The organism is Acidovorax sp. JMULE5, assembly GCF_013376875.1.
Lineage (GTDB): Bacteria > Pseudomonadota > Gammaproteobacteria > Burkholderiales > Burkholderiaceae_C > Acidovorax > Acidovorax facilis.
The window spans coordinates 3,984,725-4,008,065 of the sequence record NZ_CP035951.1 but is presented as its reverse complement, the minus strand read 5'-3'; the positions used below and the strand labels follow the sequence as shown (position 1 = coordinate 4,008,065).

At 66.4% G+C, this 23,341-nt stretch carries 22 protein-coding genes; 12 read left to right on the top strand and 10 right to left on the bottom strand.

The genetic code is table 11. The features are described from left to right. Nucleotides 1-766 precede the first annotated feature (766 nt). Entirely contained in the window at nucleotides 767-1,450 is a 684-nt protein-coding gene (locus EXV95_RS18210; protein WP_176887942.1) for a heavy metal response regulator transcription factor, read from the top strand. Then, a complete protein-coding gene (locus EXV95_RS18205; protein WP_176887941.1) occupies nucleotides 1,422-2,621 on the top strand; it encodes a heavy metal sensor histidine kinase in 1,200 nt (399 codons plus the stop codon). The genes EXV95_RS18210 and EXV95_RS18205 overlap by 29 nt, the downstream gene beginning before the upstream one ends. 38 nt (nucleotides 2,622-2,659) lie before the next feature. Here the strand turns inward: EXV95_RS18205 and EXV95_RS18200 are convergent, their stop codons facing one another. Further along, nucleotides 2,660-3,532, bottom strand: coding sequence for an amidohydrolase family protein (locus tag EXV95_RS18200; RefSeq protein WP_176887940.1), 873 nt, complete (start codon nucleotides 3,530-3,532; stop codon nucleotides 2,660-2,662). Nucleotides 3,533-3,750: 218 nt separating this feature from the next. Next, nucleotides 3,751-4,440, bottom strand: a complete 690-nt coding sequence (locus EXV95_RS18195) for a dienelactone hydrolase family protein (protein WP_176887939.1) — start codon at nucleotides 4,438-4,440, stop codon at nucleotides 3,751-3,753. A 119-nt stretch (nucleotides 4,441-4,559) separates the two neighbouring features. Here EXV95_RS18195 and EXV95_RS18190 point away from each other — a divergent pair, with 119 nt between their 5' ends. The 5 genes from EXV95_RS18190 to creC all read left to right on the top strand — a co-directional run bounded on the left by EXV95_RS18190 (nucleotide 4,560) and on the right by creC (nucleotide 9,831). Further along, nucleotides 4,560-5,306: an SDR family oxidoreductase gene (locus EXV95_RS18190; protein ID WP_176887938.1), complete on the top strand. Its 747-nt coding sequence runs from the start codon at nucleotides 4,560-4,562 to the stop codon at nucleotides 5,304-5,306. Next, nucleotides 5,306-5,941 carry a MarC family protein gene (locus EXV95_RS18185; RefSeq protein WP_055402029.1) on the top strand — a complete coding sequence of 212 codons (636 nt, stop codon included), beginning with the start codon at nucleotides 5,306-5,308 and terminating at the stop codon, nucleotides 5,939-5,941. Before EXV95_RS18190 ends, EXV95_RS18185 begins: the two co-directional genes overlap by 1 nt. Nucleotides 5,942-6,090: 149 nt before the next feature. Next, on the top strand, nucleotides 6,091-6,798 hold the full coding sequence (locus EXV95_RS18180; RefSeq protein WP_176887937.1) for a winged helix-turn-helix domain-containing protein: 708 nt from the start codon (nucleotides 6,091-6,093) through the stop codon (nucleotides 6,796-6,798). A gap of 70 nt (nucleotides 6,799-6,868) precedes the next feature. Continuing rightward, nucleotides 6,869-8,284: a hypothetical protein gene (locus tag EXV95_RS18175; RefSeq protein ID WP_176887936.1), complete on the top strand. Its 1,416-nt coding sequence runs from the start codon at nucleotides 6,869-6,871 to the stop codon at nucleotides 8,282-8,284. 80 nt (nucleotides 8,285-8,364) lie between these two features. Then, a complete protein-coding gene (creC, locus tag EXV95_RS18170; RefSeq protein ID WP_176887935.1) occupies nucleotides 8,365-9,831 on the top strand; it encodes a two-component system sensor histidine kinase CreC in 1,467 nt (488 codons plus the stop codon). Here the strand turns inward: creC and EXV95_RS18165 are convergent. After that, nucleotides 9,828-10,208 carry a phosphopantetheine adenylyltransferase gene (locus EXV95_RS18165; protein WP_176887934.1) on the bottom strand — a complete coding sequence of 127 codons (381 nt, stop codon included), beginning with the start codon at nucleotides 10,206-10,208 and terminating at the stop codon, nucleotides 9,828-9,830. The two genes, creC and EXV95_RS18165, sit on opposite strands and share 4 nt — an antisense overlap. A 184-nt stretch (nucleotides 10,209-10,392) precedes the next feature. Between EXV95_RS18165 and creD the strand changes: the two genes are divergently transcribed. Next, nucleotides 10,393-11,874: a cell envelope integrity protein CreD gene (gene creD / locus EXV95_RS18160; RefSeq protein ID WP_176887933.1), complete on the top strand. Its 1,482-nt coding sequence runs from the start codon at nucleotides 10,393-10,395 to the stop codon at nucleotides 11,872-11,874. Then, nucleotides 11,871-12,191, top strand: coding sequence for a hypothetical protein (locus EXV95_RS18155; protein ID WP_255484794.1), 321 nt, complete (start codon nucleotides 11,871-11,873; stop codon nucleotides 12,189-12,191). The genes creD and EXV95_RS18155 overlap by 4 nt, the downstream gene beginning before the upstream one ends. Before the next feature lie 88 nt (nucleotides 12,192-12,279). On the opposite strand, the gene EXV95_RS18150 is transcribed toward EXV95_RS18155, so the two are convergent. The 4 genes from EXV95_RS18150 to EXV95_RS18135 form a co-directional block, all read right to left on the bottom strand. Continuing rightward, nucleotides 12,280-13,326 carry a GGDEF domain-containing protein gene (locus EXV95_RS18150; RefSeq protein ID WP_176887932.1) on the bottom strand — a complete coding sequence of 349 codons (1,047 nt, stop codon included), beginning with the start codon at nucleotides 13,324-13,326 and terminating at the stop codon, nucleotides 12,280-12,282. Nucleotides 13,327-13,421: 95 nt separating this feature from the next. Further along, complete coding sequence (locus EXV95_RS18145) at nucleotides 13,422-13,937, bottom strand: hemerythrin domain-containing protein (protein WP_176887931.1); 516 nt, start codon at nucleotides 13,935-13,937, stop codon at nucleotides 13,422-13,424. 198 nt (nucleotides 13,938-14,135) lie between these two features. Beyond that, the gene (locus EXV95_RS18140; protein ID WP_121507841.1) at nucleotides 14,136-14,717 is read right to left on the bottom strand and encodes a hypothetical protein; all 582 of its coding nucleotides are present in this window, start codon (nucleotides 14,715-14,717) and stop codon (nucleotides 14,136-14,138) included. Between the two features lie 119 nt (nucleotides 14,718-14,836). Then, on the bottom strand, nucleotides 14,837-15,055 hold the full coding sequence (locus EXV95_RS18135; protein WP_055398709.1) for a CsbD family protein: 219 nt from the start codon (nucleotides 15,053-15,055) through the stop codon (nucleotides 14,837-14,839). 840 nt (nucleotides 15,056-15,895) lie between these two features. On the opposite strand from EXV95_RS18135, the gene EXV95_RS18130 reads away from it, so the two are divergent. The 3 genes from EXV95_RS18130 to EXV95_RS18120 all read left to right on the top strand — a co-directional run bounded on the left by EXV95_RS18130 (nucleotide 15,896) and on the right by EXV95_RS18120 (nucleotide 20,527). Further along, a complete protein-coding gene (locus EXV95_RS18130) occupies nucleotides 15,896-17,494 on the top strand; it encodes a DUF1800 family protein (RefSeq protein WP_370460276.1) in 1,599 nt (532 codons plus the stop codon). An 11-nt stretch (nucleotides 17,495-17,505) separates the two neighbouring features. Next, on the top strand, nucleotides 17,506-18,951 hold the full coding sequence (locus EXV95_RS18125; RefSeq protein WP_176887930.1) for a DUF1501 domain-containing protein: 1,446 nt from the start codon (nucleotides 17,506-17,508) through the stop codon (nucleotides 18,949-18,951). Nucleotides 18,952-19,123: 172 nt separating this feature from the next. Continuing rightward, nucleotides 19,124-20,527, top strand: a complete 1,404-nt coding sequence (locus tag EXV95_RS18120) for an NAD(P)/FAD-dependent oxidoreductase (RefSeq protein ID WP_176887929.1) — start codon at nucleotides 19,124-19,126, stop codon at nucleotides 20,525-20,527. 83 nt (nucleotides 20,528-20,610) lie between these two features. Here the strand turns inward: EXV95_RS18120 and EXV95_RS18115 are convergent, their stop codons facing one another. From EXV95_RS18115 to EXV95_RS18105, 3 genes are all read right to left on the bottom strand, one after another. Continuing rightward, nucleotides 20,611-21,309 (bottom strand): ABC-type transport auxiliary lipoprotein family protein, encoded by a 699-nt coding sequence (locus tag EXV95_RS18115; protein WP_176887928.1) that lies wholly within the window; start codon nucleotides 21,307-21,309, stop codon nucleotides 20,611-20,613. 174 nt (nucleotides 21,310-21,483) lie between these two features. Continuing rightward, on the bottom strand, nucleotides 21,484-22,446 hold the full coding sequence (locus EXV95_RS18110) for an MlaD family protein (RefSeq protein WP_055394368.1): 963 nt from the start codon (nucleotides 22,444-22,446) through the stop codon (nucleotides 21,484-21,486). After that, nucleotides 22,446-23,327 carry an ABC transporter ATP-binding protein gene (locus EXV95_RS18105; protein WP_176887927.1) on the bottom strand — a complete coding sequence of 294 codons (882 nt, stop codon included), beginning with the start codon at nucleotides 23,325-23,327 and terminating at the stop codon, nucleotides 22,446-22,448. The genes EXV95_RS18110 and EXV95_RS18105 overlap by 1 nt, the downstream gene beginning before the upstream one ends. Between the last annotated feature and the right edge of the window lie 14 nt (nucleotides 23,328-23,341).

Here is a 23,341-nt window from a genome sequence, read left to right as displayed (position 1 = left end):
GTTCAATCGGAGTCATGTCCCACGCCTTGTTGGCAGGACATGGTGCAAGCGTAGGCACTGCACCCTCGTGCCCACAGACCGCAGAGCGCAACCACGGGGGACACGCATGCGCCCCCCCCTCGGTTTGGGACAACGCCGTTTCACAGGTGCCACATTCCCTCCGAATTGAAAGGCTGTTGGCGATCCCCGGGAGGCGCGCAGCGGTTTGGCGGGATGGGAACGCCAGACACGGTGTGCAATAGATAGCCTGGACGTGCAAAAACCGCTGCAACAGCAGAGACCAGCCGCAAACACCACGGCCCGAAAGGTTGCCGCGAACTCGGGGGATCGGACACAACCGCTGATTGCACAAGGGCTAGGGACCCTCTGCACAAATCACCGCGCCGTGTGCAGCTGCGGTCTCGGGCGGTCTGCGGCGTTGCAAATACTCGCAATAGCTGCGGCTATTGCTGCGTTTTGCGCCTTGCAGCCCATCCCGATCCGCAGCGCCCACTTGCCGCTCGATTCGTGCAGAGGATCCCTAGCGCAAACGGCGCACCCGAAGCATCCGCGAGGATCATGGTCACGCTCCAGACCAATCCTCCCGCGAGACCGCACACAAGCTCTCACGACTGTTCGTGAATTCGCAACAGTGCATTTCGATCCAGCAAGCTTCTCAAATCCACACGCACCTTCAACAATCCACCAAAGTCAATCCGCAGCTTCCCTCCATCCGTCTGCACTCCACCTTTTTTTGTCCCTTGAGAAACCGCTGGGATCTCGTCACATGCGCTTGCTTTCCATTGAAGACGAACGATCAACCGCTGCTTACCTGTACAAGGGCTTGACCGAGCATGGCCATGTTGTAGACACGGCGTTCGACGGGGTGGAGGGCCTGCACCTGGCCACCTCAGGGCACTACGACCTCATCCTGCTCGACGTGGGGCTGCCCGGCGCCAGTGGCTGGGATGTGCTGCAGGGCATTCGCACACAGCAACAGACACCGGTGTTTTTCATATCGGGCCGCGACGAGGTCGAAGACCGCGTCAAGGGGCTCCTGCTGGGTGCCGACGACTACATGGTCAAGCCCTTTGCATTTTCCGAACTGCTGGCACGCATCCAGGTGGTCGCGCGCCGCCGTGCACCCATGTCCGCACCAGAGGGCGTGCTGCGCGTGGGCGAGCTGGAAGTCGATACCGCGCGCCGACGCGTCAGGCGAGGCACGCTGCGCATTGACCTCACCACCCAGGAGTTCGTGCTACTGGACTATCTGGCCCGCCATGCCGGCCAGGTCGTATCGCGGACCCTGATTGCGCAGAACGTGTGGGACATGCACTTTGACAGCGACACCAATGTGGTCGATGTGGCGGTGCGCCGACTGCGGGCCAAGATCGACGAGCCCTTCGCCGAAAAACTCATTCACACCGTGAGGGGTGTCGGCTATGTCCTTGAGCCCCGGCACAACGCCTAAGGCGCGGTCCGTTCTGCGGCGCTCTCTGCCCCTGAAGATCGCGCTGGCGATTTCTTTGATCACCCTGCTGTTGATCACGGCCAGCTTCTGGATGGTGATCTACCTGCTGGGCCAGGATTTCAACGACCTCCTGCCGCTGATCGCCAGCAACGGAGGCATGGTCCATATCCCTGCAGAGGATTTGCACGCGCGGGGCCATGCCTTTGCCCTGCGCTCATGGCGTGTGTTTGCCATCACGCTGGGCGTCGGCGCGCTGGCCGCGAGCCTCTTCGCATGGTGCACTGCCAGGCTCATCCTGTCCTCGGCCCGCCGCCTGGCCAACACGGCCAACCGCATCAGCGCCCATGCCTTGCACGAACGGCTGGCACCCGAGAACAACATTGCCGAGCTGGAACCTGTGGCCCGGGCGTTCAACCACATGCTCGACCGGCTGGAGGATTCCTTCACCCGCCTGTCGGGTGTGTCGTCCGACATTGCGCACGATCTGCGCACTCCCATCCACCGCCTCCTGATGGTTGCCCAGGTGACGCTGGACCGCCCCCGCAGTGCGGAGGAATACCGTGCGGTGATCGAGTCGGCTGTGCCAACGTATGAGCGCATGGGGCGGATGATCGAGAACATCCTGTTCCTCGCGCGCGCCGAGAGCCAGCAAAGCGCCGTTCATGCCACCTTCATCCCGCTGGAGCAACGGCTGGGGGCCATCGCAGCCTTCTTCGAACTGCTCGCCCAGGAGCGGGGTTTGGAGCTGGCGCTCCAGGTAGACCAGAGCGCCCATGTCTGGGCTGACGATACCCTGCTCACCCGCGCCACCGGCAACCTGCTGACCAATGCCATTCGCCACGCCCGCCCAGACAGCACGGTTGTGCTCTCAGGATCGGTGGCATCAAATGGCGGCTGCCATATTTCGGTCTCCAACGAGGGCGAACCCATCGCCCTCAAGCACCAGGCCAGGATTTTTGAACGCGCATACCGGGTTGAAAGTCCGAGCAACGAAGAAGCACCCGGCGTTGGCCTGGGGCTGGCCATCGTAAAAAGCACCATGGAATTGCATGGAGGCTTGGTCTACGTGCGCAGCGCCCCAGGCCATCCGACGGTGTTCACCCTGTGGTTCCCGCCACCACCGCCGCGTGCACCGGAGGCTGGGCCATCACGCGGGCGTATCAGCCGGTAGCACGGGGTGCGATCGGGCGGGGACCTGGGGTCGCAAGATCAGCGCGGCGCCGGGACGCCGAACAACCCCGCCCCGTTGTCCCACGCCACCTTGCGCGCCACATCGGTAGGCAATCCACCCAGCCACTGGCGGTAGCCCTGCATCAGGCTTTCGTAGTGCTGCCAGCGCTGGTTGACCCAGGTGTCCGAGCCGATCACGAAGCGTGTGGGGTACTTGAGCAGCAGCGCACGCCAGGCGGGGCACAGCTGGTTGTCGTCGCAGACCAGGCCCGGGCGGTACGAGAGTTCGCCCACCAGGCCGGGGTAGCGCGCCATCAGCGCATCCACCCGCTCCACGGGCGCACCGCCGATGCCGGTGTGGGCCCAGATCAGGCGGAGCTTCTGGCCCTTGGTGGGCGTGTGGGCCATCAGCAGGTCGATGGCCACATCGTCCACATGGGCCAGCACCACCAAGTCACGCTCTTCGGCCAGGACCATGAGCTTTTTGGCTACCGGGCCGTCGGCATTGGCGCTGTCGTACAGGTGGAACTCGCCAATGCCCCGGTAGGGCCCGGCCGCCGTGCCGCGCGCCAGCTCGGTCTGCACCATGGTGTAGATGCTCTCGTCGGCAAACCAGCCGGTGTAGTCCGCCCGGTTGCGGTACAACCGCACAAAGGGCACGACGGTGACACCCGCCTCACGCGTCTGCGGCAGGCCCGCCAGTGTGAGCGAACCCGCGTTGGGCCGCGAATTGGCAACGATGGCGCGCACGCCGCTGGCCTTCATGCGCGCCAACACATCGGCGGGCGGGTGGGGGCCGGTTTTGCCGTCCCACGCTTCCTCGTTGTAGTGCAGGTGCGCGTCGAACAGGGGGCCGGTGTAGTCGGCCGCTTGGGTCTGAAATCCACATGCTATTAAAACAATAGCCACCATCGATTTACAGGCAAGCGGTAGCGGCCAAATTCGCCTCAAACCCTGGATACACGTCGAACTCGCCATGGCGGCCTCCAAACATTGAGCAGTTCATCGCTGCGCCCTGGCGCCTGCAATGGGCGCGCCCCCGCCAGAGACGCCAAGCAAGGGCCGCCCCGCAGCGACGGCGTCGTCCCCCTTGGGGGAAGGCGCGCAGCGACTCAGGGGGGGATTCCAATTCATGCGAGGTGCTTGTCGAAGAACGCCAGGGTGCGGTCGCGTGCCGTCATGGCCGCAGGCTCGTCGTAGCTGCCGCGCTGGTCGCAGTTGAAGCCATGATCGGCGGCGTAGATGTGCACCTCGGCCCCCGGCTGTGCGCGGGCAAAGGCCTGCACGCTGTCCATGGGGATCCAGTGATCGCGCTCGCCAAAGTGGGCCAGCACAGGCACGCGCGGCTGACGCGCAGCTTCGTCAGGGCTGGTCATGCCACCACCGTAATAGGGCACGGCGGCCGACAGGCCGGTAAGCGTACAGGCCGCGCGCCAAGTGAGCAGCCCACCCCAGCAAAAGCCCACGATGCCCACCTTGCGGCCGCTTTGCGCGGCGGCGTAGTCGATGGCGGCCTGGATGTCGGGCATCACGCCGGGGGCGGGCAGCGCCTCCACCGCCGCTTTCAGGCCCATGCCAGCCTGCATGTCGTCGCCGGTGTAGCCCAGGTCCACGCCGGGTTTCACGCGGTGGAAGGTCGAAGGCGCCACCGCCAGGTAGCCACGCGCCGCAAAGCGGTCGGCCACGGCGCGAATGTGAGAGTTCACGCCAAAAATCTCCTGCAGCACCACCACGGCGCCAAGCGGTGCGGCATCGGGCTGGGCCACCCAGGCCGGAAACACCAACCCATCGCTGGAAGTCAGATCCACAAACTGTCCCATGCTGCCATCTCCTTGAAGAAAAAAAGGGGCTCACGCGTTGCGCTCCCGGCACATCGGGCCCTGCCCGATGTGCCGAGAACCTGTTCCAATGCGCCATTCTTGCAGGAGACCCCGATTTCATGGACAAGATCGTCTTAATCACCGGCGCCAGCCGAGGCATTGGCGCCGCCACCGCCCAACTGGCCGCGCGCCAGGGCTGGGCGGTGGCGGTGAACTACCAGGGCAACCAGGCCGCCGCCGATGCAGTGGTGCAGCAGATCCGCGCCGCAGGCGGCACCGCGCTGGCCGTGCAGGCCGATGTCGCCGACGAGGCCCAGGTGCTGGCCATGTTTGCCACCGTGGATACACAACTCGGGCGCATCACCGCCCTGGTGAACAACGCGGGCGTGGTGGACACCACCCAGCGGGTGGACGAAATGAGCGTGGCGCGCCTGCGCCGTATGTTCGATATCAACGTGATCGGCAGCTTTGTCTGCGCCCGCGAGGCCGTGCGCCGCATGAGCACGCGCCATGGCGGCGCTGGCGGGGCCATCGTCAACGTCTCCAGCGCCGCGTCACGCCTGGGTTCGGCCCACCAGTATGTGGACTACGCGGCGGCCAAGGGCGCCATCGACACCTTCACCGTGGGCCTGGCGCGCGAGGTGGCCGCCGAAGGCATCCGTGTGAACGCCGTGCGCCCGGGCCTCATCGAAACCGACATCCACGCCAGCGGCGGCCTGCCCGACCGCGTGCGCGACCTGGCCCACCAGGTGCCCATGTTGCGCGGCGGCACGGCCGAAGAAGTGGCCACGGCCATCGTGTGGCTGATGTCGGATGCGTCGCCCTACACCACCATGTCATTGCTTGAAGTCTCTGGAGGCCGTTGATGGATCTCAAACCGCTCATTACCTTGCTGGCCATCGTGAACCCGCTGGCCATCGTGCCGTTTTTCATCCACTACACGCAGGGCTTTTCGTACCCGCAGCGGCGACGCACCATCCAGGTGGCCAGCTTCAGCGTGTTCTGTGTGATTGCGGCCTGTGCGCTGCTGGGCCTGCAGATCCTGGACTTCTTCAATATCTCGCTGCAGAGCTTTCAGGTGGGCGGCGGAATGCTGCTGCTCATCAGCGCGATGAACATGCTCAACGCCCAGCCCGCTGAGGCCAAGCCCAGCACCAACGAGTATGAAGAAGGGGCCGAGAAGGCAGCAGCGGGCAGCAGCATTGCCGTGGTGCCGCTCACCATCCCGCTGCTCACCGGCCCAGCCAGCATGTCCACGGTGGTGATTTATGCCGACCGCGCACAGACCTTCTGGCAGCACGCGGCGTTGGTGGGCTACGGCGTGGTCATCGCGCTGGCCACGGCCGTGTGTTTTGCGCTGGCCGACCCGATTGCACGCGTGCTGGGCAAGACCGGCATCAATGTGATGACCCGGCTGATGGGCCTGATCCTGGCCGCCCTGGCCGTGGAGGTGATGGCTGACGGGCTGGGCAAATTGTTCCCCATCCTCGTTGCACGCTGACATGGAATACCCCCTGAGTCGCCTGCGGCGCCTTCCCCCAAGGGGGACGACGCCCTCACTGCGGGGCGGCCCTTGCTCGGCGTCCCTGGCCTGCGCCGCGCCAGTTGCGTTGTCTGCGCGGGGTGCGCAGCACCGGGGATGATTGAGGCATGTCTGCCAAACTCCTTCTGCTCGAAGACGACCCCGCCATTGCCCGCACTGTGGCCTATGCGCTGGAACGCGACGGGCTGCTGGTGACACACAGCCTGCTGGTGCGCGACGCCCGCCAGCAGCTGCAGCGCACCCGTTTTGACCTGCTGGTGCTGGACGTGGGCCTGCCCGACGGTAGTGGACTGGACCTGCTGCGCGACGTGCGCAACGCTGCGCCCACGGCCGCCCTGCCCGTGCTGATGCTCAGCGCCCACGGCGAAGAGATCGACCGCGTGCTGGGACTGGAGCTGGGCGCCGATGACTACCTGACCAAGCCCTTCAGCCCGCGCGAGTTGGCGGCACGCGTGAAGGCGCTGCTGCGCCGCGCGGGCAACGGGAACAGCAATGGCCACCCGGCAGCGCCCGCCGCCACGGCCGCCGCGCTGTTCCACGACGACGAGACGGGCCAGCGCATCAGCCTGCGCGGCCAGGCCCTGCCGCTGACCCGGCGCGAATACCGCCTGCTGTCCCACCTGTTGCGAGGCGCAGGCCGCATTCATTCGCGCGACGCCCTGCTGGCCGCCGCCTGGGGCGACGACAGCGAGAGCACCGACCGCACGGTGGACACCCATATCAAGACCCTGCGCGCCAAGCTGCGCGAGGTGGACCCGGGGCGCGAGTACATAAGCACGCACCGGGGCATGGGGTATTGCCTGGATGTGCAATAAAAAACGCCCCTACCGCGCGTTGGTATTGGGTTTATAGCTATCTATTTTTATGAAGTACTTGCGCCGTTGCTTGAAAGCACTGGGCTGGCTGATGCTGGCCCTGGGGGGTTTGGTGGCCGTGTGGCTGGCCGCACTGGTCGTTGCCAACTGGAACGACGACGCCTTGACCGAGGCGGCCCAGCGCGCACTGCAGTACACACCGCCCACCGAGCAGGCCCTGGAGGGCAACGGCTACCTGATCCTCATGGGGCTGGACGCACCCACCGGGGGCGATGCCATCGGTGATGCCATGGCACTGGGCCGCCAGCGCCTGGCGCGCGAAATCGAGCGCAGGCGCTGGGTGGAGGCCCATGGCGACCGGCAGGAAGGGATGCCTCCCAGCATGCCCCCGCCCCACGATGCAGGTGACGACGTTTTGCCGACGCGCTTGCGTTGCCCTGCGGAAGCTACGGACTGCTTCGCACGGTACGCAAGGCATGAAGTGGAAATTGCCAGCTTGGCGCGCACGCAGTCCGCCGTCTTGCAACGCTTAACGGGTATCACCAGCGCAGCCCGCTTCAGCAACCCGGCGCCCGCCTACTTGCTTGCGGAACACGCACCCTTCGGAGTGCTGGTGCGCGCCCATGAGCTCTGGCTGGCCCAAGCCTCCCTGGCGTGGGCCCACGGGCAGCATCTGCAGGCCATGGAAATGGCACGGCAGGCGGTTCAACTGCGCCGCCGCTTGGCCAGCGGAGCCGATACCTTGTTAGCCGCCATGATCGCCATCGCCATGCAGCACCGCGAACTGCGATGGCTCAGCGCTGCAAGCGCACAGGGTACGCAGTCCCTACCTGCGGCAGTCACCGACGCCATCGAATCACTGCTTTCCGTCCCTACGGAGTCGCTGACACCGGCACTGGCGGGCGAGATGCGTTTTATTGCTAGTGCCTTCTATTTGTACCGAACCGCTGGCTTACCCGCCGAAGCTTCTGAGGAGCCCCCAGCGTGGTGGCAGCGAACGTTCCGCAAACCGAGCAACTTGGGTTTTCTCCCCCATCACACCCTCAATCTGTCCGTCGGGTACCAGCAGCAGGTGCAAGCCCTCAGCAGCCTGCCAGCCCACCAGTTGCAGACTGCGTTTTCAGAGGCCTCAAGACAATGGGCCAAAGACGGAACCTGTTCGCTCTGGTTGCATTTGCGCAACCCTGTCGGCCGTTGCTTGGCAGCAATCGAAGCGCCCGACTACCAAGGATATGCGCAGCGGATTGCCGACATCGACGGCTACCGCCGCCTTGTCCTCCTGCAGCACCGTGCCGCCGCAGAACAAGTCGCCCCGCCCGACATGCCCGCGTGGCTGGCCCAGTCACCCGAGGCGCTGCGCAACCCCTACACCCTGGAGCCGATGCAATGGGACGCAGCCACCCGCAGCCTGGTGTTTGAAGGCCGGGAAAAGCAGAACCAAAACCCGGACCAATCCCCCACCTACCGCATTCGCCTGCGCAGCTGATGGCACAGCTCAATGGTCAAACTAGCCTCTAGCGCTTATCCATCAAGCGTTAACAGCTATTATTTTTGAAGCAACGCACCATGCGCCTCGGCATCCGCCTACTGTTCGCCTTCTTCCTCATCAACGGCATCGCCGCGTTCTTTGTGCTGCGCGTGTTCATGGCCGAGATCAAGCCCAGCGTGCGCGAGGTGATGGAGGACATGATGGTGGACACAGCCAACATCCTGGCCGAGCTGGCCAGTGACGATCTGGCGGCAGGGCGGCTGGCGGCGGAGGCCCACAACAGCAGCACCAGTCCGTTTGCGCAGCATGTGCGGCGCTATGCCACGCGGCCCATCGATGCAGCGATCTGGGGTTTCTCCAAGCAGTCACTGGACTACCGCATCTATGTGACCGACACCACGGGGCGTGTGTTGTTCGACTCGGAGAACCGCGCCATCGGTGCCGACTACTCGCAGTGGCGCGACGTGGCCCGCACGCTGCGGGGCGAGTACGGCGCACGCTCCACGCGCGATGTGGAAGACGACGACACCAGCGGCGTGATGCATGTGGCGGCGCCCATCTACGTGAAAGAACAGATTGCAGGCGTGCTGACGGTGGCCAAACCCACCCGCACCGTGCAGCGCTTCATCGACCGCGCCGAGCGCAAGGTATTCATGGGCGGCCTTTTGCTACTAGCGCTCTCGGCCGCCGTCGGCGTGGCCGTGACGCTGTGGATGGTGTGGAACGTGCGCCGTCTGCGCGACTACGCCTTGAGCGTGCAGGGCCCCGCCGATGGCGAGCGCCATGACCCCGGCGCCCCGCCCACCACGGCCCTGGCCGTGCCCGAGGTACCGGGCGAGCTGGGCGACCTGGCCCGCGCCATGGACCGCATGCGTGCCAGGCTGGAAGGGCGCGACTACATAGAAGGCTATGTGCGCGCACTGACACACGAACTCAAAAGCCCCGTGGCGGCCATCCGGGGTGCGGGCGAGCTGCTGCAGGACGAGCTGCCCGCTGCCGACCGTGCCGAATTTGCGACCCAGGTGGTGCAGCAAAGCGAACGCCTGCAGCGCATCATCGACCGGCTGCTGGAGCTGTCCAAACTGGAGCAGCGCCACCATGCCGAGGGTCGCGCGCCTGTAGCCCTGCAGGCCTGCTCCGAGGCCGCCATCGGCCAGACACGCGCCCGTGCTGCGCAACGCGGCATCATGCTGGCCCTGTCCGGTACGGGCAGCAACGGCCCGTGGGAAGCCGAGCTGGTGACCATGGCACTGACCAATCTGCTGGACAACGCCATCGACTTTGCGCCCGCAGGCAGCACGGTGCAGGTGGAGCTGGACGGCGCCACCGTGGCCGTGCTGGACAGCGGCCCCGGCGTGCCTGACTACGCCCTGCCCCGCCTGGGCGAACGCTTCTTCACCACCGCGCGGCCGGGCGGCGAGCGCAGCGGATCGGGCCTGGGGCTGGCCATCGTCAAGCGCGTGATGGCGCTGCACGGGGGGCAGATGGTGGTGCGCAATACCGGGCCAGGGTTGCGCGTGGCGCTGGAGTTTCCCGCCAGTTAATGCGAGCGGCGCAGGTGTAGAGCGAGCCCCACCACCAGCAAGGCCAGTGCCACCCCATCCACCCGCACGACCGTCACCAGCGGGGCGCTGAGCGCGCTGCCCCGCTGCAGCCACGACAGCAGCAGAAACGACACCACGCTCACCAGCCCCGCCACCAGGCCCAGCCGATGCAGTTCGGGCCGCAGGGCTGCATAGCCCATGAAGGCGGCCAGCAGCCCGAAAAGCACGGCCCGGTGCCGCAGCAGCAGCTCCACGCCTGCATCCTGCACCGGGGTGCCGTACAGCTGCACCAGTTTGCCCGCCCCGAGCACGCCCACCAGCGGCAGGGCATGGACCACTGCCACCAAGACCAGAATCAACGGAACCCCATAGCGCATGCCGCCCCCCTAAAACGTGTTTCCTATTGCCCTGTGCCGTTTGTAGGTGCAAGGAGTTCGGCCGTCGATGACCTGACAGGTCATGCCGACACAACGCCCGACTTCACACTGGCCTCACAAACTTCATAGCGCCCTCACACCGGGCCACAACACTGCCTCCACAACATCATTTGTGGAGGATCTCTTGTTCAAACACCCCTTGTTCACCAAACTGGCCGCGTTGGCCGCCATCACCGTCCTGCTTCTCTTTGGCCTCGGCATGATCGAAGACGTGGTGCGCGACCGGTTGCGCTACCGCAGCATCACCGCCCAGAGCGTGGCCGAAAGCCTGGCCGGACCGCAGACGCTGATGGGCCCGATGATCCACAGCGCCTGTGTGGAGAGCTGGGAGGTAGAGACCGGCAAGGGCGATGAGCGCCGCATGGTGGAGCAGCGCCGCGAGTTCCTGCTGACCGCCATGCCCGAGCTGCTCAAGCTCAGCACCGGCGCCGCGATGGAAGAGCGTGCGCGCGGCCTGCACAAGGTGAACACCTTCAACCTCAAGGCCCACGTGACGGCGCAGTGGGGGCCGCTGGCGAGCCTAGTGCCGCAAAGCAGCATGAAAAACTCGCGCATGCACTGCGGTGCGCCCATCGTCATGATGGCCGTGGGCGACGCGCGTGGCATCCGCACCGCGCAGTTCACCCTGGATTCGCAGACCCTGACCCTCAAGCCCGGCACCTTCCACCCCACCTACAGCCGGGGCCTGCATGCGGCACTGCCAGAATCGGTGCGCGGCAAGGCCGACGGACTGACCGCCACGCTGGACCTGGAACTGGTGGGCACCGAACGCCTGGCCTTTGTGCCGCTGGGTGGCAACACCGAGGTGCAGATGACCAGCAGCTGGCCCCACCCGTCGTTCGGGGGCCGCTTTCTTCCGTCGGAGCGCGAGGTCAAGAAGACCGGTTTCGCGGCCCAGTGGCGCCTGTCGTCGCTGGCCACCACGGCACAGGCCGACATTGCCAACGGCAAACGCATCTGCCTGGGCGGCACAGACGACGGCAGCCACAGCGACTACGTGCCCGGTGGCGCCACCCCCGGCGACTGCGCCGACAGCTTCAGCGTGGCCTTCATCGACCCGGTGAACCCCTATTCGCTGTCGGACCGAGCGACCAAGTATGGCGTGCTGTTCATTGCCCTCACCTTCGTCGCCGTGGGCCTGTTCGAGCTGATGAAGAAGCTGCGCGTGCACCCGGTGCAGTACCTGCTGGTGGGCAGCGCGCTGTGCAGCTTCTTCCTGCTGCTGGTAAGCCTGTCGGAGCACTTGCCGTTCGGCATCTCGTATGCCGTGGCCGCCAGCGCCTGCGTGCTGCTGCTCGCTTACTACGCCAGCCACATGCTGGGTGGGCTGGCGCGGGGCATCCCGCTGGGCGGGGGCATCGCGGTGCTGTATGGCCTGCTGTATGTGCTGCTGCAGCTGGAGCAGACAGCCCTGGTGGTGGGTGCCATTGCGCTGTTCCTGGTGCTGGCGGCTGTGATGGTGCTGACGCGCAAGGTGAACTGGTACGGCCTGTCGCAGGGCAACACGCCGCCCCGCCGCCCGATGGCGCCACCGGAGGTGCGCCCTCCCGCCCCACCGGCTGCGCGCCCCGCCACGCCCCCTACACCGCCGGTGAGCGCTGTATGACAACGCGCACCACGCCCCTGTCCTGGGCACAGCACCTCACCGGCCCGGCCGCAGGCGCTGCCGCGCACCCGCCCACCCTGACGCTGGCCGAGGCGCAGCGCGTGCAGCGCCACCGCGACCAACTGATGGAGGCCCTGCGGGCGCAAGACCGGGTGGCGCTGGTCTGCGCCAAGCAGCAGGTCCTGGAGGCTGCGTTCTGCCCGCGCAGCGATGCCAACCCCGTGGGTGCGCAGGATTCACCCGCCGTGCGTCGGGCCCTGCGGGATCTGTCATGGCGCATGGCTGCGCTGCTACTGCCCCGCAGCACAGGGCACTGAAGCAGCGTCAAAATTTTGATGGGAAGTGGCTTTAGCGCTTTACTGGCAAGCGCTAGCAGCTATCAAAATTAAAGCAAATCCGCTGCACCTACACCACCACGGTGCGGTTGCGGCCTTCGCGCTTGGCTGCGTAGAGCGCGGAATCCAGCGCGCGCAGGGTGATGTCGAGAGGGCGCAGGGGATCGAAGTTGGACAGCCCCATGCTCACGGTCAGCACCAAGGGCGGCGTCACCCCCGGCACCGGGTGGCTGGCCAGCGCGGCATGCACACGCTGCGCCACCGCCTGGGCCTGCTCCACCCGGGTAGCGGGCAACAGGGCCAGAAACTCCTCGCCGCCCCAGCGACTCACCATGTCGGCCGCGCGGAACACATCGCGGCAGAGCGTGGCCAGAAGCTGCAGGGCCTGGTCGCCCACATGGTGGCCATGCACGTCGTTGACGCGCTTGAAGTGGTCGATGTCCATCATCAGCAGGCAGGCGGGTTCGCCGTCGCGCCGCAAAAGGGCCTGCTCCTGCAAAAGGCGCGCGGTGAACGAGCGCCGGTTGGCCAGGCCGGTCAAAACATCGGTATGGGCCAGCACAGCCATCTGGCGGCGCGCTTCTTCCAGCTCCACCAGCATCTGGCCCTGGCGGTCGTTGGCGCGCTTGAGCTCCAGCAGGCGGATCACCTGGCGCGCCAGCGCGCCCAGCATGTCCTGCGCTTTCTGGGACAGCTGTCGCGGCCGGTGGTCCAGCACGCAGAGCGTGCCCAGGGCATAACCATCGGGCGTGACCAGGGGCGCCCCGGCATAAAAACGCAGCGGGCTCTCCTGGGTCACGATGCCGAAGTGCGCAAAACGCGCATCCTTCGCCAGGTCAGGCACGATGAACACGCCGGGCTGGCGCACGGCGTAGCGGCACACGGACTGGTTCAGCGGGGTTTCCCGCAGCGGGATCCCCACCGATGCCTTGAACCACTGGCGGTGGCTGTCGAGCAGGCTGATCAGGGCGACCGGGGCTTCGCACACATGGGCTGCAATCCCTGCCAGATCGTCGTAGGCGGGCTCCATCGGCGTGTCGAGAATGCCATAGCGCTGCAGGGCTTGCAGGCGCGCGGCCTCGTCGTACAGAGCCACCGGGGAAGAGGTTTCGGCCATGAAGCACAGCGGTCATGCCGCCCACTTGCCTAGAGACTGGGGAGCATGCCACACCGGCGCGGCCTGCGCACGGGGGTAAGAGCCTGTTGACGCTCTCAGGCCATTGCAGCTGTCTCGGTGGCGGCAACTCCGGCCGAGGTGTCGGAGCAGGTCGATCCACCACAGCCCTGGATCAGTTCGCCCGGCAGCGCGTGCGGCGCGTGCACCACGCCCGAGACCGGGTCAAAGCCCACACGGCGCAAGTGCAGGGCCAGTGCAGCGTCCATGCTCTGGGCGTGCTGCGGAAACCAGAGCGCCAGTTCGCTGGCCATCACACGCAGCACTTGCAGGTCGCCTTGCTGGGCCCTCACCACCCCTTCGCGCATGACCTGCAGCACCACCCGGTGCTGCATGCTGTGGCAGTTGCCCGAGGCAAAACGGGTGGACGCCATCCAGGCGTCCTCCTGCGCAAAATGGTGATCGGTGTGCTCCACGAGCGCATGCCAGGTCGAGAGCAGCTGCGCATCGTCGGCCCGGTCCACGGCGGCCAGCAGGTCCACGAATTCGCGGTGGGTGTCGTCCATCAGGGGCAGGTCCAGGGCCAGCGCGTCCGACCATTCGAGTTGTGCCATGGGAATCCCTTTGCAGCGAGACAAAAACAGGGCACGAGCTTAGGCCGCCAGCCACCAGGGCGTGTTGATGCAGGTCAGTTCGGCATCAACCGCTCAGCACCATCCGGACCCCACAACAAAAAATGCCCCGCACGGGGCGGGGCATTGTAAAGACTGCCAGCGGCTGGGAGTACCGGCCACTGAGAGGTCCCCAGCGGATCAGCTCTTGCCGTACATGCGCTTCATGTCGTCTACACACTTGGACTTGGCATCACCCGACAGCGCATCGCAGCGCTCCTTGGCGGCCTTGTAGTTGGCGTCGTTCTTTTCAGCGTTGGCATCCTTGCGGGCCTCTGCCACGGCGGCGCCCTTTTCGGCGGCGTTGTCAGCAGGCTTGGCCTGCGCTGCGGCAACCTTGGCATCTTCCTTGGCCTTCACCTGGGCAGCCTTGGCGTCCTTTTCACAGACATCCTTTTCATTGCCCTTCAGGTCATCGCATTTTTCCTTGGCGACAGAGTAGGCAGCGTCAGCGCGGGCTTCTGCCACCTTCTGGGTGGCCTTGGGGCTCGGCTTGTACTGGGCTTCCAGTTCTGCCTTGGCCACATCTTCCTTGCCCTTGGCTTCCTTCACACAGATGTCCTTGGCGTTCGCCTTCAGGGCATCACACTTTTGTTTGTCGGCCTTGTAGTCGGCCGAGATGCGCTCCTTGGCGGCCTTGTGCTCGGGTTCGGTCATGGCGAAGGCAGAGGTTGCCAGCAGGCCGGCAGCCACGGATGCGATCAGAGTACGTGCGAATTTCATGGGTTTCTCCTCGGGATTGGGTGATTCAGGGGTGTCCAGCTGTCTGCACCAGGGTGCGGGAGCCGTCGTTTCCCGTGTTGCTGCAGGGCAGGGGCCGGGCCCCTGCGCCGGGCAACCGGTCAGTCGTTGAAGCGGAAGTCCGGGTGGCGTTCCTGCCATTCCTTGAGCTGCTTTTCGGCTGCGTCGCGGGCAATGCCCTGGCGCTCCTGCAGCTTGCCCAGGAACTGTTCACGCTTGCCATCAATGACGTCAAAGTCATCGTTCGTGAGCTTGCCCCACTGTTCAATCATCTTGCCTTTGAACTGCTTCCAGTTGCCCTTGAGGGTGTCTTCGTTCATGGTCTTCTTCCTTGCGGTTGTTTCGCTGCGGCCATGCCACCGATATGGCGGTAAACGGTGCCGGTCAGCGATGAGCCCACTTTAGAAACCCCGCGACGCGCCACACGTAGGCAGTCAGAGGCAGAGAACGTCGGCCTGTGGACTACACCGATGCCAGACAAGCCGCTCAGGATCGCCGCTCAGAAAACCGTGGGTGAATACGCCATAGTCGAAACCGACCTCATTGGGTAAAAAGTTGCATTTGGTGACTTTTGTAGTCATTCATAACGATTTAGCCCGAGTGGCTCCCAGTTGCAAATCCATACACTTGATTCACCGGCCTTGGCACCCAGGGCAGAGCTACCAACGCAGACGGCCCGTGCACGCAATGCGTTGGAAGGCTCTACGCAGGGTGTTGCTCGCGTTACAAACAACTAGCAGAACCACCATGACACTGTTGAAAGAGGAGCCTTGCGCAGCAGCGCCTGCCGAGGTTGCAGAGGGAATCGACACCACAAAGCCGGCTCCGCGCCCGACCCCGTTGCCCAAGGAGGCCACGCTCGCCGCCCTGATGGCCAGCGTGGCGTTGGCGGCCTGTGGTGGTGGTGATGCGGCTGATGAAACCGTGAGCCCGCCCACGACGCCAACACCGGGCTCTGCGCCCCCCCTGGCCCGGCACCTGCGCCTGGCCCGGCCCCCGCGCCGGGTCCCGCCACGCCGCCCGCCCCAGGGCCTGCACCAGCGCCCGGCCCCACACCCGCTCCAGGGCCTGCGACGCCGCCGCCCCCACCGCCAGCCCCGGGAGCTGGAAGCTACACCTACACACGGGCCGACACCGACCAGGAAGCGGCGCGGTTCCTCCTGCAAGCGCAGTTCTCGGCATCCACCGGCGAAATCGCCACCCTGCGCGCCAGCACCTACGACAGTTGGATCAACAACCAGTTCAGCCTGCCCGTCGGCACCAAGGGGTGGGACTGGCTGAACCAGCGCGGGTACAACACGGTGGACAACGCCACGTCGTACTACGACAACACCTACCCGGGCGACTACATGATCTGGCAGCAGCTCATGACATCCAGCGACGGCTTGCGCAAGCGCGTGGCACTCGCGCTGTCCGAGATCTGCGTGGTATCGCTCTCGGGCCTGGACTTCAGTTGGCGCAGCCATGCCATCGCCCACTACTGGGACCAGCTGGTTGCCAATGCCTTCGGCAACTTCCGCAAGCTGCTGGAGGACGTGACCCTCAACCCAGCGATGGGCTACTACCTCAACACGCGCGGCAACCAGAAGGAAAACCCCCCCACCGGCCGCCAGCCCGATGAGAACTATGCCCGTGAGATCCTGCAGCTGATGTCCATCGGGCTCGTAGAGCTGAACCAGGATGGCACAGCCAAGCGCAATGGCTCGGGCCAGGTGGTCGATAGCTACACCCAGAGCGACATCACCAACCTGGCGCGCGTGTTCACAGGCTACGACTACGACCAGTCGCAAAATGCCCCGACCACTGTGCCTGGCACCACGCGCACCGTGCCCAGCACCCATTTCACGCGGCTGCCCATGGCACTCAACGAGTCGCGGCACTCCACGTTGGCCGCCACCTTCCTGGGCACCACGGTTGCCGCTGGCACACCCGGTGCGGCGGCGCTCAAAACGGCGCTGGACACCATCTTCAACCACCCCAACGTGGGGCCGTTCATCGGCAAGCAGCTGATCCAGCGCCTGGTCACCAGCAACCCGTCCCCCGGCTACATCAGCCGTGTGGCGGCCGCCTTCAACAACAACGGCCTCGGCGTGCGGGGCGACCTGCGGGCCGTGGTCAAGGCCGTTTTGCTTGACGACGAAGCCCGTGCGCCCGCCGGGCTCACGGACCCCATGTTCGGCCGCCTGCGCGAGCCCATGCTGCGCTTTGTGCAGTGGGGCCGCACCTTTGGCATCGCGTCGCAATACGGCAGCTGGAAGATCGGCGACCTCAGCTCGGCCGGCTCGCGCCTGGCGCAGAGCCCGCTGCGCTCGCCGTCGGTGTTCAACTTCTTCCGGCCGGGCTATGTGCCGCCTTCAACGGCATTGGCCACGGCCGGTGCCGTGGCGCCCGAGTTCCAGCTGGTCAACGAGAGCAGCGTGGGCGGTTACCTCAACTACATGCAGGGCGTGATCCGCAACGGCATCTTCGTGAACGCGCCAGACCTGCCCAACAACGGCAGCAACGGCAACAACGGCTTCGACATCAAGGCGGCCTATACCAACGAACTGGCCATCGTGGCCGATGCCGATGCGCTCGTGGACCGGGTCAACCTGCTCATGACGGGCGGCCAGCTGTCTGCAGCCACGGTCAAACTCATCGCAGACGCCCTCAAGACGACCCCCGTCACGGCGGCAAGCACGGACAACGCCAAACGCGACCGCGTGGCGGCCGCGATTTTCCTCGTCATGGCCTCGGCCGAATACCTGATCCAGAAATAAGGCGCGCCGCCATGCATCTCCTCCAACCCGACCTCCACTCCCGCCGCGCCTTCCTGCGCCGCTCGGCCCAGCTGGGCATGGCAGGCACCGCCCTGCCCTTTGCGCTCAATCTCGCCGCCGTGGGCGAAGCCGCAGCTTTCACGGCCACCGACTACAAGGCGCTGGTCTGCGTCTTCCTGTACGGCGGCAACGACTACGCCAACACCGTCATTACCTATGACGACGACAGCTACAACAAATACAGCGCCGCGCGCGGAGGCGGTGCCGGGCAGACGGCGGGGGGCATTGCACTGGCCAAGTCCGCCCTGACCCCCACCCTGCTCGCGCCCACCACGCCACTGGCCGATGGACGCCAGTACGCGCTGCACCCTGCCATGACAGGGCTGACCAACCTGTTCAACACCGGCAAGGCTGCGGTGCAGCTGAACGTAGGGCCCCTGGTCGTGCCGCTCACGCGCGCGCAGTACAGCGGCAGCAACCGTGCGCTGTACCCGCTGCCCCCCAAGCTGTTCTCGCACAACGACCAGCAATCGGTCTGGCAGTCGTCCTCGCCCGAAGGCTCCACCGTGGGCTGGGGCGGCAACATCGGCGACCTGGCGCTGTCCTCCAACGGCAGTTCGCTGTTCACGTGCATCTCCGTCACGGGCAATGCGGTGTTCCTCTCGGGCGACTCCGCGCTGCAGTACCAGGTCAGCACCAACGGTGCGATCCCGATCAACGGCGTCAAAAGCAATGTCTACGGCTCCACGGCCGTGCGCACGGCCCTCACCTCGCTGATCCAGCAAAACAGCGGCCAGACCCTGGAGAACGAATACAACCGCGTCACCGCGCGGGCTGTGGGCGCCGAGGCTTCCATCACCTCCGGGCTGGCCGGTGTCACGCTGGCCACGGCCTTCCCCACCAGCAATTCGCTGGCCGACCAACTCAAGATGGTCGCCCGCCTGATTGGCGCACGCACCGCATTGGGCAGCAAACGGCAGGTGTTCATGGTGTCGCTGGGCGGGTTCGACCTGCATGACAACCTGATCTCGCAGCAGCCCACGCTCATGCAGCGCGTGAGCGAAGCCATGACCGCGTTCTACAACGCCACGGTCGAACTGGGCGTGGCCGACAAGGTGACGGCGTTCACGGCCTCGGACTTCGGCCGCACGCTCAGCTCCAACGGCGACGGCTCGGACCACGGCTGGGGCAGCCACCATCTCATGGTGGGTGGCGCGGTCAAGGGCAAGGCCTTCTATGGCAAGGCGCCGCCGGTCAGCATCACCAACACTGCCGATGCCAACGACCAGTGGCATGTGGGCCAGGGTCGCCTGCTGCCCAGCACCTCAGTGGACCAGTACGCGGCCACGCTGGCCAGCTGGTTTGGCGTGAGCAACAGCGAACTGGCGGGCGTGCTGCCCAACCTGAGCCACTTTGGCGGAGCCGACTACCCGACCAACCTGGGTTTCATGGCGTGATGTGAGCCCCCCTGAGCGGCTGCGCCGCTTCCCCCCCGCTCTCGTAGCGCTGCGCGCTGCGGGCGGTGGGACGCAGCCCTCGCTGCGGGGCGGCCCTTGCTTGGCTGCCCTTGTCCGGGAGGGCGCCCGTTTCACAGGCTGCCCGGAAGCTGCGAGCCCCAATAATGGGGGCATGACCACTTCTTCAGCTCCCTCGCCCCGCCCCCGTGTTGTCATCATCGGCTGCGGCTTTGGCGGCCTCGAAGCCGCCCGTGCGCTGCGCGGCGCCGCGCTGGATGTGACGCTCATCGACAAGACCAACCACCACCTCTTCCAGCCCCTGCTCTACCAGGTGGCCACGGCCGGGCTGTCGGCCCCGGCCATCGCAGCGCCCATCCGGCACCTGTTTCGGCAACAGCCCAACGTCACGACCTTGCTCGGCGAAGTCACGCACATCGACGTGGCAGCGCGCACCGTGCATTTGAAGGACGGGCCCCACCCGTCTGCCCCCTTGCCCTACGACCACCTGATCGTTGCTGCAGGCGCCACCCACAGCTACTTCGGCCGCGACGACTGGGCGCCCCATGCCCCGGGCCTCAAGACACTGGACGATGCGTTTGAGATCCGCCGCCGCATCCTGCTGGCTTTCGAGGCGGCAGAAAAGGAAGCGGACCCCGCCCGCCGCGCCGACTGGCTCAACTTTGTGGTCGTGGGCGCAGGCCCCACAGGCGTGGAGATGGCGGGCACGCTGGCCGAGATCGCACGCCACACACTGCCCGGTGAGTTCCGGCACATCGACCCGGCCAGCGCAAAAATCATCCTGCTCGAAGGCGGCCCCCGCGTGCTCCAGTCCATGCCCGAATCACTGAGCCAGCGCGCCAGGGAGCAGCTCGAAAAGCTGGGCGTGGAAGTGCGCCTGAACGCCCGCGTCACCGCCATCGACAGCGACGGGTTGATGGTCGAATCGCCCTCCAGCGCTCAACCAACAAGCGCAACCAGCTATCAAATCAAGAGCAAATGCATTGTCTGGGCGGCCGGTGTGGCGGCCTCGGCGCTGGGCCGCCAGCTGGCCGGGGCCACGGGTTGCGCCACCGACCGGGCGGGCCGCGTGGTGGTAGCGCCGGATCTCAGCCTGCCCGGGCACCCCGAGATCAGCGTCATCGGCGACCTGGCTGCTGCCAAGAGCCACGCGCCCGGCCAGGAGCCCACCCCCGTTCCCGGTGTATCACCCGGCGCCAAGCAGATGGGGCGCGCCACGGCCGCCAACATCCTGCGCCGCCTGGCCGGCCAGGTCACGCAGCCGTTTCGCTACCGCGACTACGGCAACCTGGCCACGATCGGCCGCAACTCCGCCGTGGTGGACCTCACCTCGCCCGCTGGGCCGGTGCGGTTTTCGGGCTACTTTGCGTGGCTGTTCTGGCTGTTCGCGCACGTCTACTTCCTGATCGGCTTCCGCAACCGCCTGGTCGTGCTGCTGGACTGGGCCTGGGCGTACTGGAGCTTTGCGCGCTATGCGCGGGTGGTGACGGGGATTGAGGGAAGCGCTAAATCCAACGGCGCAAAACAGGCAGAAACCGCCGCGCCGACACGTTCATAACCGGTGGGCGCCGCTGATCGCCACAAGGCGGGGCCTCGACAGACGACAGGCACCCACCGGGCTGCACCCACGGCAGCGTCGGTCTACCGCCCCACCTGCTCCACCCAATCAGCCACTTCCTGCGCCACCTGAGTCGATGCATCGGCCAATGCAGCCACGCCGCCTGCTGCATCCGCAGTGCGCGCCGGGGTGCGTACGGTAAACACACGCTGGCCGCGCAGCGCTTCACCGCCCGGGGTCAGGTCCACCACCGTGGCACGCAGGCGCACCACGCCCGCGCTTTCGGATGCGCTGGCGAAGAGGTGGCTGAACTCCTCCAGCTCCACCCGCAGCACAGTGGGCAAGCGGCCGCCAGGGGCAACTCCACGCGCCTGGGCGGCGCCGTCGTCGGCCTTGAGGATGGCGCGGCGCTGGCCGAGCTGCTCGCGCAGGCGCTGCTGCAGCAACTGGGCGGGTGGCTGACTCCAGCGGGCCTGGCTGTAGGGGCGCAGCTGCTGGGCGTCGGCGTAGGCAAGGCGGTAGAGCACGGCGTTGCTGCCCTCCGGCAGGCCCGGGGCCTCCACATCGGCCAGCGCCAACGGTGGCAAGGGCGCGCGGCGGTCGCTGGGGGCCGTGGCGACCGGGCCGGGGCCAAAGTCGTAGAGCGCGGGGCGCGAGGGTGGGCTGGGCAGCGCCGAGCAGCCAGCGATACCCAGCAGTCCCACAGCAAAAAATGAACCAAATAGGCCTCTAGCGCTTGATGGAAAAGCGCTAGCAGCTATGTTTTTAATAGTATTTTTCATCAACGCTTCTCCTCAGAAGGTGTGAATGAATCCGGCGTGCCCGAGCAGGCCGCCGAAACGCGGCCGGTCCAGGCGCAAAGCGCAGCCATAGCGCGGGCTATGGCGAGCATTTGCAACGACGAACGGGTGTGTTTTGGGGGAATGAGCGGGCATGGTGGGTTGGTTCACACCTTCTCAGGGCGCGAAACCAGGTTCGCCCGGGCCGGGCGGGATGCGGCCCGAACCGTAGATGAACAGCTGGGGGTTGTCCGCCACACCACCCGCCGTGCGGCTGAGCGTGCGCGCCGCGCGCGAGGTGTCGTCGGCCGCGCGGTTCAGGCGCGGCAACGTGGTGGTGCTGAACTGGTCGGCCGCGCGGGCGAGGGACTGCGTGCCGATGGTGATCTGGTCGATGGGGCCGCCCTCGGCCCCCAGGCGCTGCGTGGTCTTGCTCACGTCGGCCGCCAGCACCGACACGCTGGCGCCGGCCTGCTGCAGGGACTGCAGGGTCTTGCGCGCATCGCTGGCCAGCGGGGGCAGCGCGGCCAGGGCCGGGTCCAGGCGCTGGGCCACGGTGGCATCGAGCCGCTGGGTCAACGTGTTCACGCTGCCTGCGGCCTGGGCAATGTTGCCCAGGGCTTCGGTGAGTTTTTGCTGGTTGGTGTCGCCCAGCAGTTGGTTGATGCGCCGCGTGGCTTCGTCCACCTGGGTGAGGATGGCGGGGGCCTGCTCGGCGAGCTTGCCAAACGGCGACGGCTTGATGGGCAGGCGCGGCAGGCCGCTGGGGCCCGGGGGCAGCTCGGGGTAAGGTTGGTCGGCATCGTCCAGCAGAACGTGGGCCAGGCCCGTCACGCCCTGGTAGCCCAGCACGGCGAAGGTGGTGGGGCTGATGGGGGCCTGCTCGTTGACGGCAATGCGGATGAGCACGTTGCCCGTCACCTGCGGGTCGAAGCCGATGCGCGTGACCTTGCCCACGGCCACGCCCTTGTAGCGCACGGCGGCCTGGGGCTGCAGGCCGCTCACGCCGTCCTTGGTGGACAGCTCGTACTGCTCGTAGTTGGCGCTGTCGCGCGTGAGCCAGATGGCCAGGCCCGCCAGCATGGCGGCCACCACCAGCACAAAGATGCCTGCGGCGAGGGCGTGGGATTTGTTTTCCATCAGCTGGGTTCCTTGTCGGGCGTGGGCACGGCGGCGGCGGTCTGTGCTGCCAGGGCGTGCTCCACGGATTGCACCGGGGCCATGGCGCGCTGGCCACGTTCACCCAGGAAGAAATGTTCGATGAACGGGTGCTTGAAATGCGCCACCTCGTGCGGCGGACCGGTGACGATGACCTTCTTATCAGCCAGCACGGCCACCCGGGTGCTCAGCGCAAACAGCGTATCAAGGTCGTGCGTGACCATGACCACCGTGAGCCCCAGCGCGGCCCGCAGCTCGCGCAGCAGCGCACAGAAGTCGTCGGAGCTGCTGGGGTCCAGCCCCGCGGTGGGTTCGTCGAGCAGCAGCAGCGGCGGGTCCATGATGAGCGCACGCGCCAGCGCCACGCGCTTGACCATGCCCCCCGACAAATCCGCCGGCATGCGCGTGGCGTGCTCGGGCTGAAGGCCCACCATCTGCAGCTTGACCAGCGCGGCGTCGCGCACCAGGTCGTCGGGCAGCGTGCCCTGCTCGCGCAGCGCAAAGGCCACGTTGTCGAGCACATTGAAGGCCGAGAACAGCGCGCCGTGCTGGAACAGCATGCCCACGCGGCTGGCCGCGCCCTCGCGCCCCATCTCGGACGCCGGGCGCCCCAGCACCGTGACCTGCCCCCGCGCAGGCCGGGCAAGGCCGAGGATCTGGCGCAGCAGCACCGTCTTGCCCGTGCCCGAGCCCCCCACCAGCGACAGCATCTCTCCCCGCTGCACGGTGAAGTTCAGGTCCTGGTGCACGGTGAAGGTTTCATCGCCCTTGCCAAACTGCGTCCACAGGCCTTGCACGTCCACGATGGGCGGCTCGTCCGGCGCGACGACGATGTGCGCGGGCTTGGCGACGCGCTCAGTCATGGCCTCGCTCCCGT

What these genes read in the sequence shown, in the direction of transcription:
- EXV95_RS18190 (WP_176887938.1), top strand. Translation starts at nt 4,560, where the DNA reads ATGGACAAGATCGTCTTAATCACCGGCGCCAGCCGAGGCATTGGCGCC.
- EXV95_RS18165 (WP_176887934.1), bottom strand. Translation starts at nt 10,208, where the DNA reads ATGCGCTATGGGGTTCCGTTGATTCTGGTCTTGGTGGCAGTGGTCCAT.
- EXV95_RS18105 (WP_176887927.1), bottom strand. Translation starts at nt 23,327, where the DNA reads ATGACTGAGCGCGTCGCCAAGCCCGCGCACATCGTCGTCGCGCCGGAC.
- EXV95_RS18125 (WP_176887930.1), top strand. Translation starts at nt 17,506, where the DNA reads ATGCATCTCCTCCAACCCGACCTCCACTCCCGCCGCGCCTTCCTGCGC.
- EXV95_RS18195 (WP_176887939.1), bottom strand. Translation starts at nt 4,440, where the DNA reads ATGGGACAGTTTGTGGATCTGACTTCCAGCGATGGGTTGGTGTTTCCG.
- EXV95_RS18155 (WP_255484794.1), top strand. Translation starts at nt 11,871, where the DNA reads ATGACAACGCGCACCACGCCCCTGTCCTGGGCACAGCACCTCACCGGC.
- EXV95_RS18120 (WP_176887929.1), top strand. Translation starts at nt 19,124, where the DNA reads ATGACCACTTCTTCAGCTCCCTCGCCCCGCCCCCGTGTTGTCATCATC.
- EXV95_RS18210 (WP_176887942.1), top strand. Translation starts at nt 767, where the DNA reads ATGCGCTTGCTTTCCATTGAAGACGAACGATCAACCGCTGCTTACCTG.
- EXV95_RS18205 (WP_176887941.1), top strand. Translation starts at nt 1,422, where the DNA reads ATGTCCTTGAGCCCCGGCACAACGCCTAAGGCGCGGTCCGTTCTGCGG.
- EXV95_RS18200 (WP_176887940.1), bottom strand. Translation starts at nt 3,532, where the DNA reads ATGGTGGCTATTGTTTTAATAGCATGTGGATTTCAGACCCAAGCGGCC.
- EXV95_RS18115 (WP_176887928.1), bottom strand. Translation starts at nt 21,309, where the DNA reads ATGAAAAATACTATTAAAAACATAGCTGCTAGCGCTTTTCCATCAAGC.
- EXV95_RS18140 (WP_121507841.1), bottom strand. Translation starts at nt 14,717, where the DNA reads ATGAAATTCGCACGTACTCTGATCGCATCCGTGGCTGCCGGCCTGCTG.
- EXV95_RS18110 (WP_055394368.1), bottom strand. Translation starts at nt 22,446, where the DNA reads ATGGAAAACAAATCCCACGCCCTCGCCGCAGGCATCTTTGTGCTGGTG.
- EXV95_RS18185 (WP_055402029.1), top strand. Translation starts at nt 5,306, where the DNA reads ATGGATCTCAAACCGCTCATTACCTTGCTGGCCATCGTGAACCCGCTG.
- EXV95_RS18135 (WP_055398709.1), bottom strand. Translation starts at nt 15,055, where the DNA reads ATGAACGAAGACACCCTCAAGGGCAACTGGAAGCAGTTCAAAGGCAAG.
- EXV95_RS18180 (WP_176887937.1), top strand. Translation starts at nt 6,091, where the DNA reads ATGTCTGCCAAACTCCTTCTGCTCGAAGACGACCCCGCCATTGCCCGC.
- EXV95_RS18145 (WP_176887931.1), bottom strand. Translation starts at nt 13,937, where the DNA reads ATGGCACAACTCGAATGGTCGGACGCGCTGGCCCTGGACCTGCCCCTG.
- creC (WP_176887935.1), top strand. Translation starts at nt 8,365, where the DNA reads ATGCGCCTCGGCATCCGCCTACTGTTCGCCTTCTTCCTCATCAACGGC.
- EXV95_RS18150 (WP_176887932.1), bottom strand. Translation starts at nt 13,326, where the DNA reads ATGGCCGAAACCTCTTCCCCGGTGGCTCTGTACGACGAGGCCGCGCGC.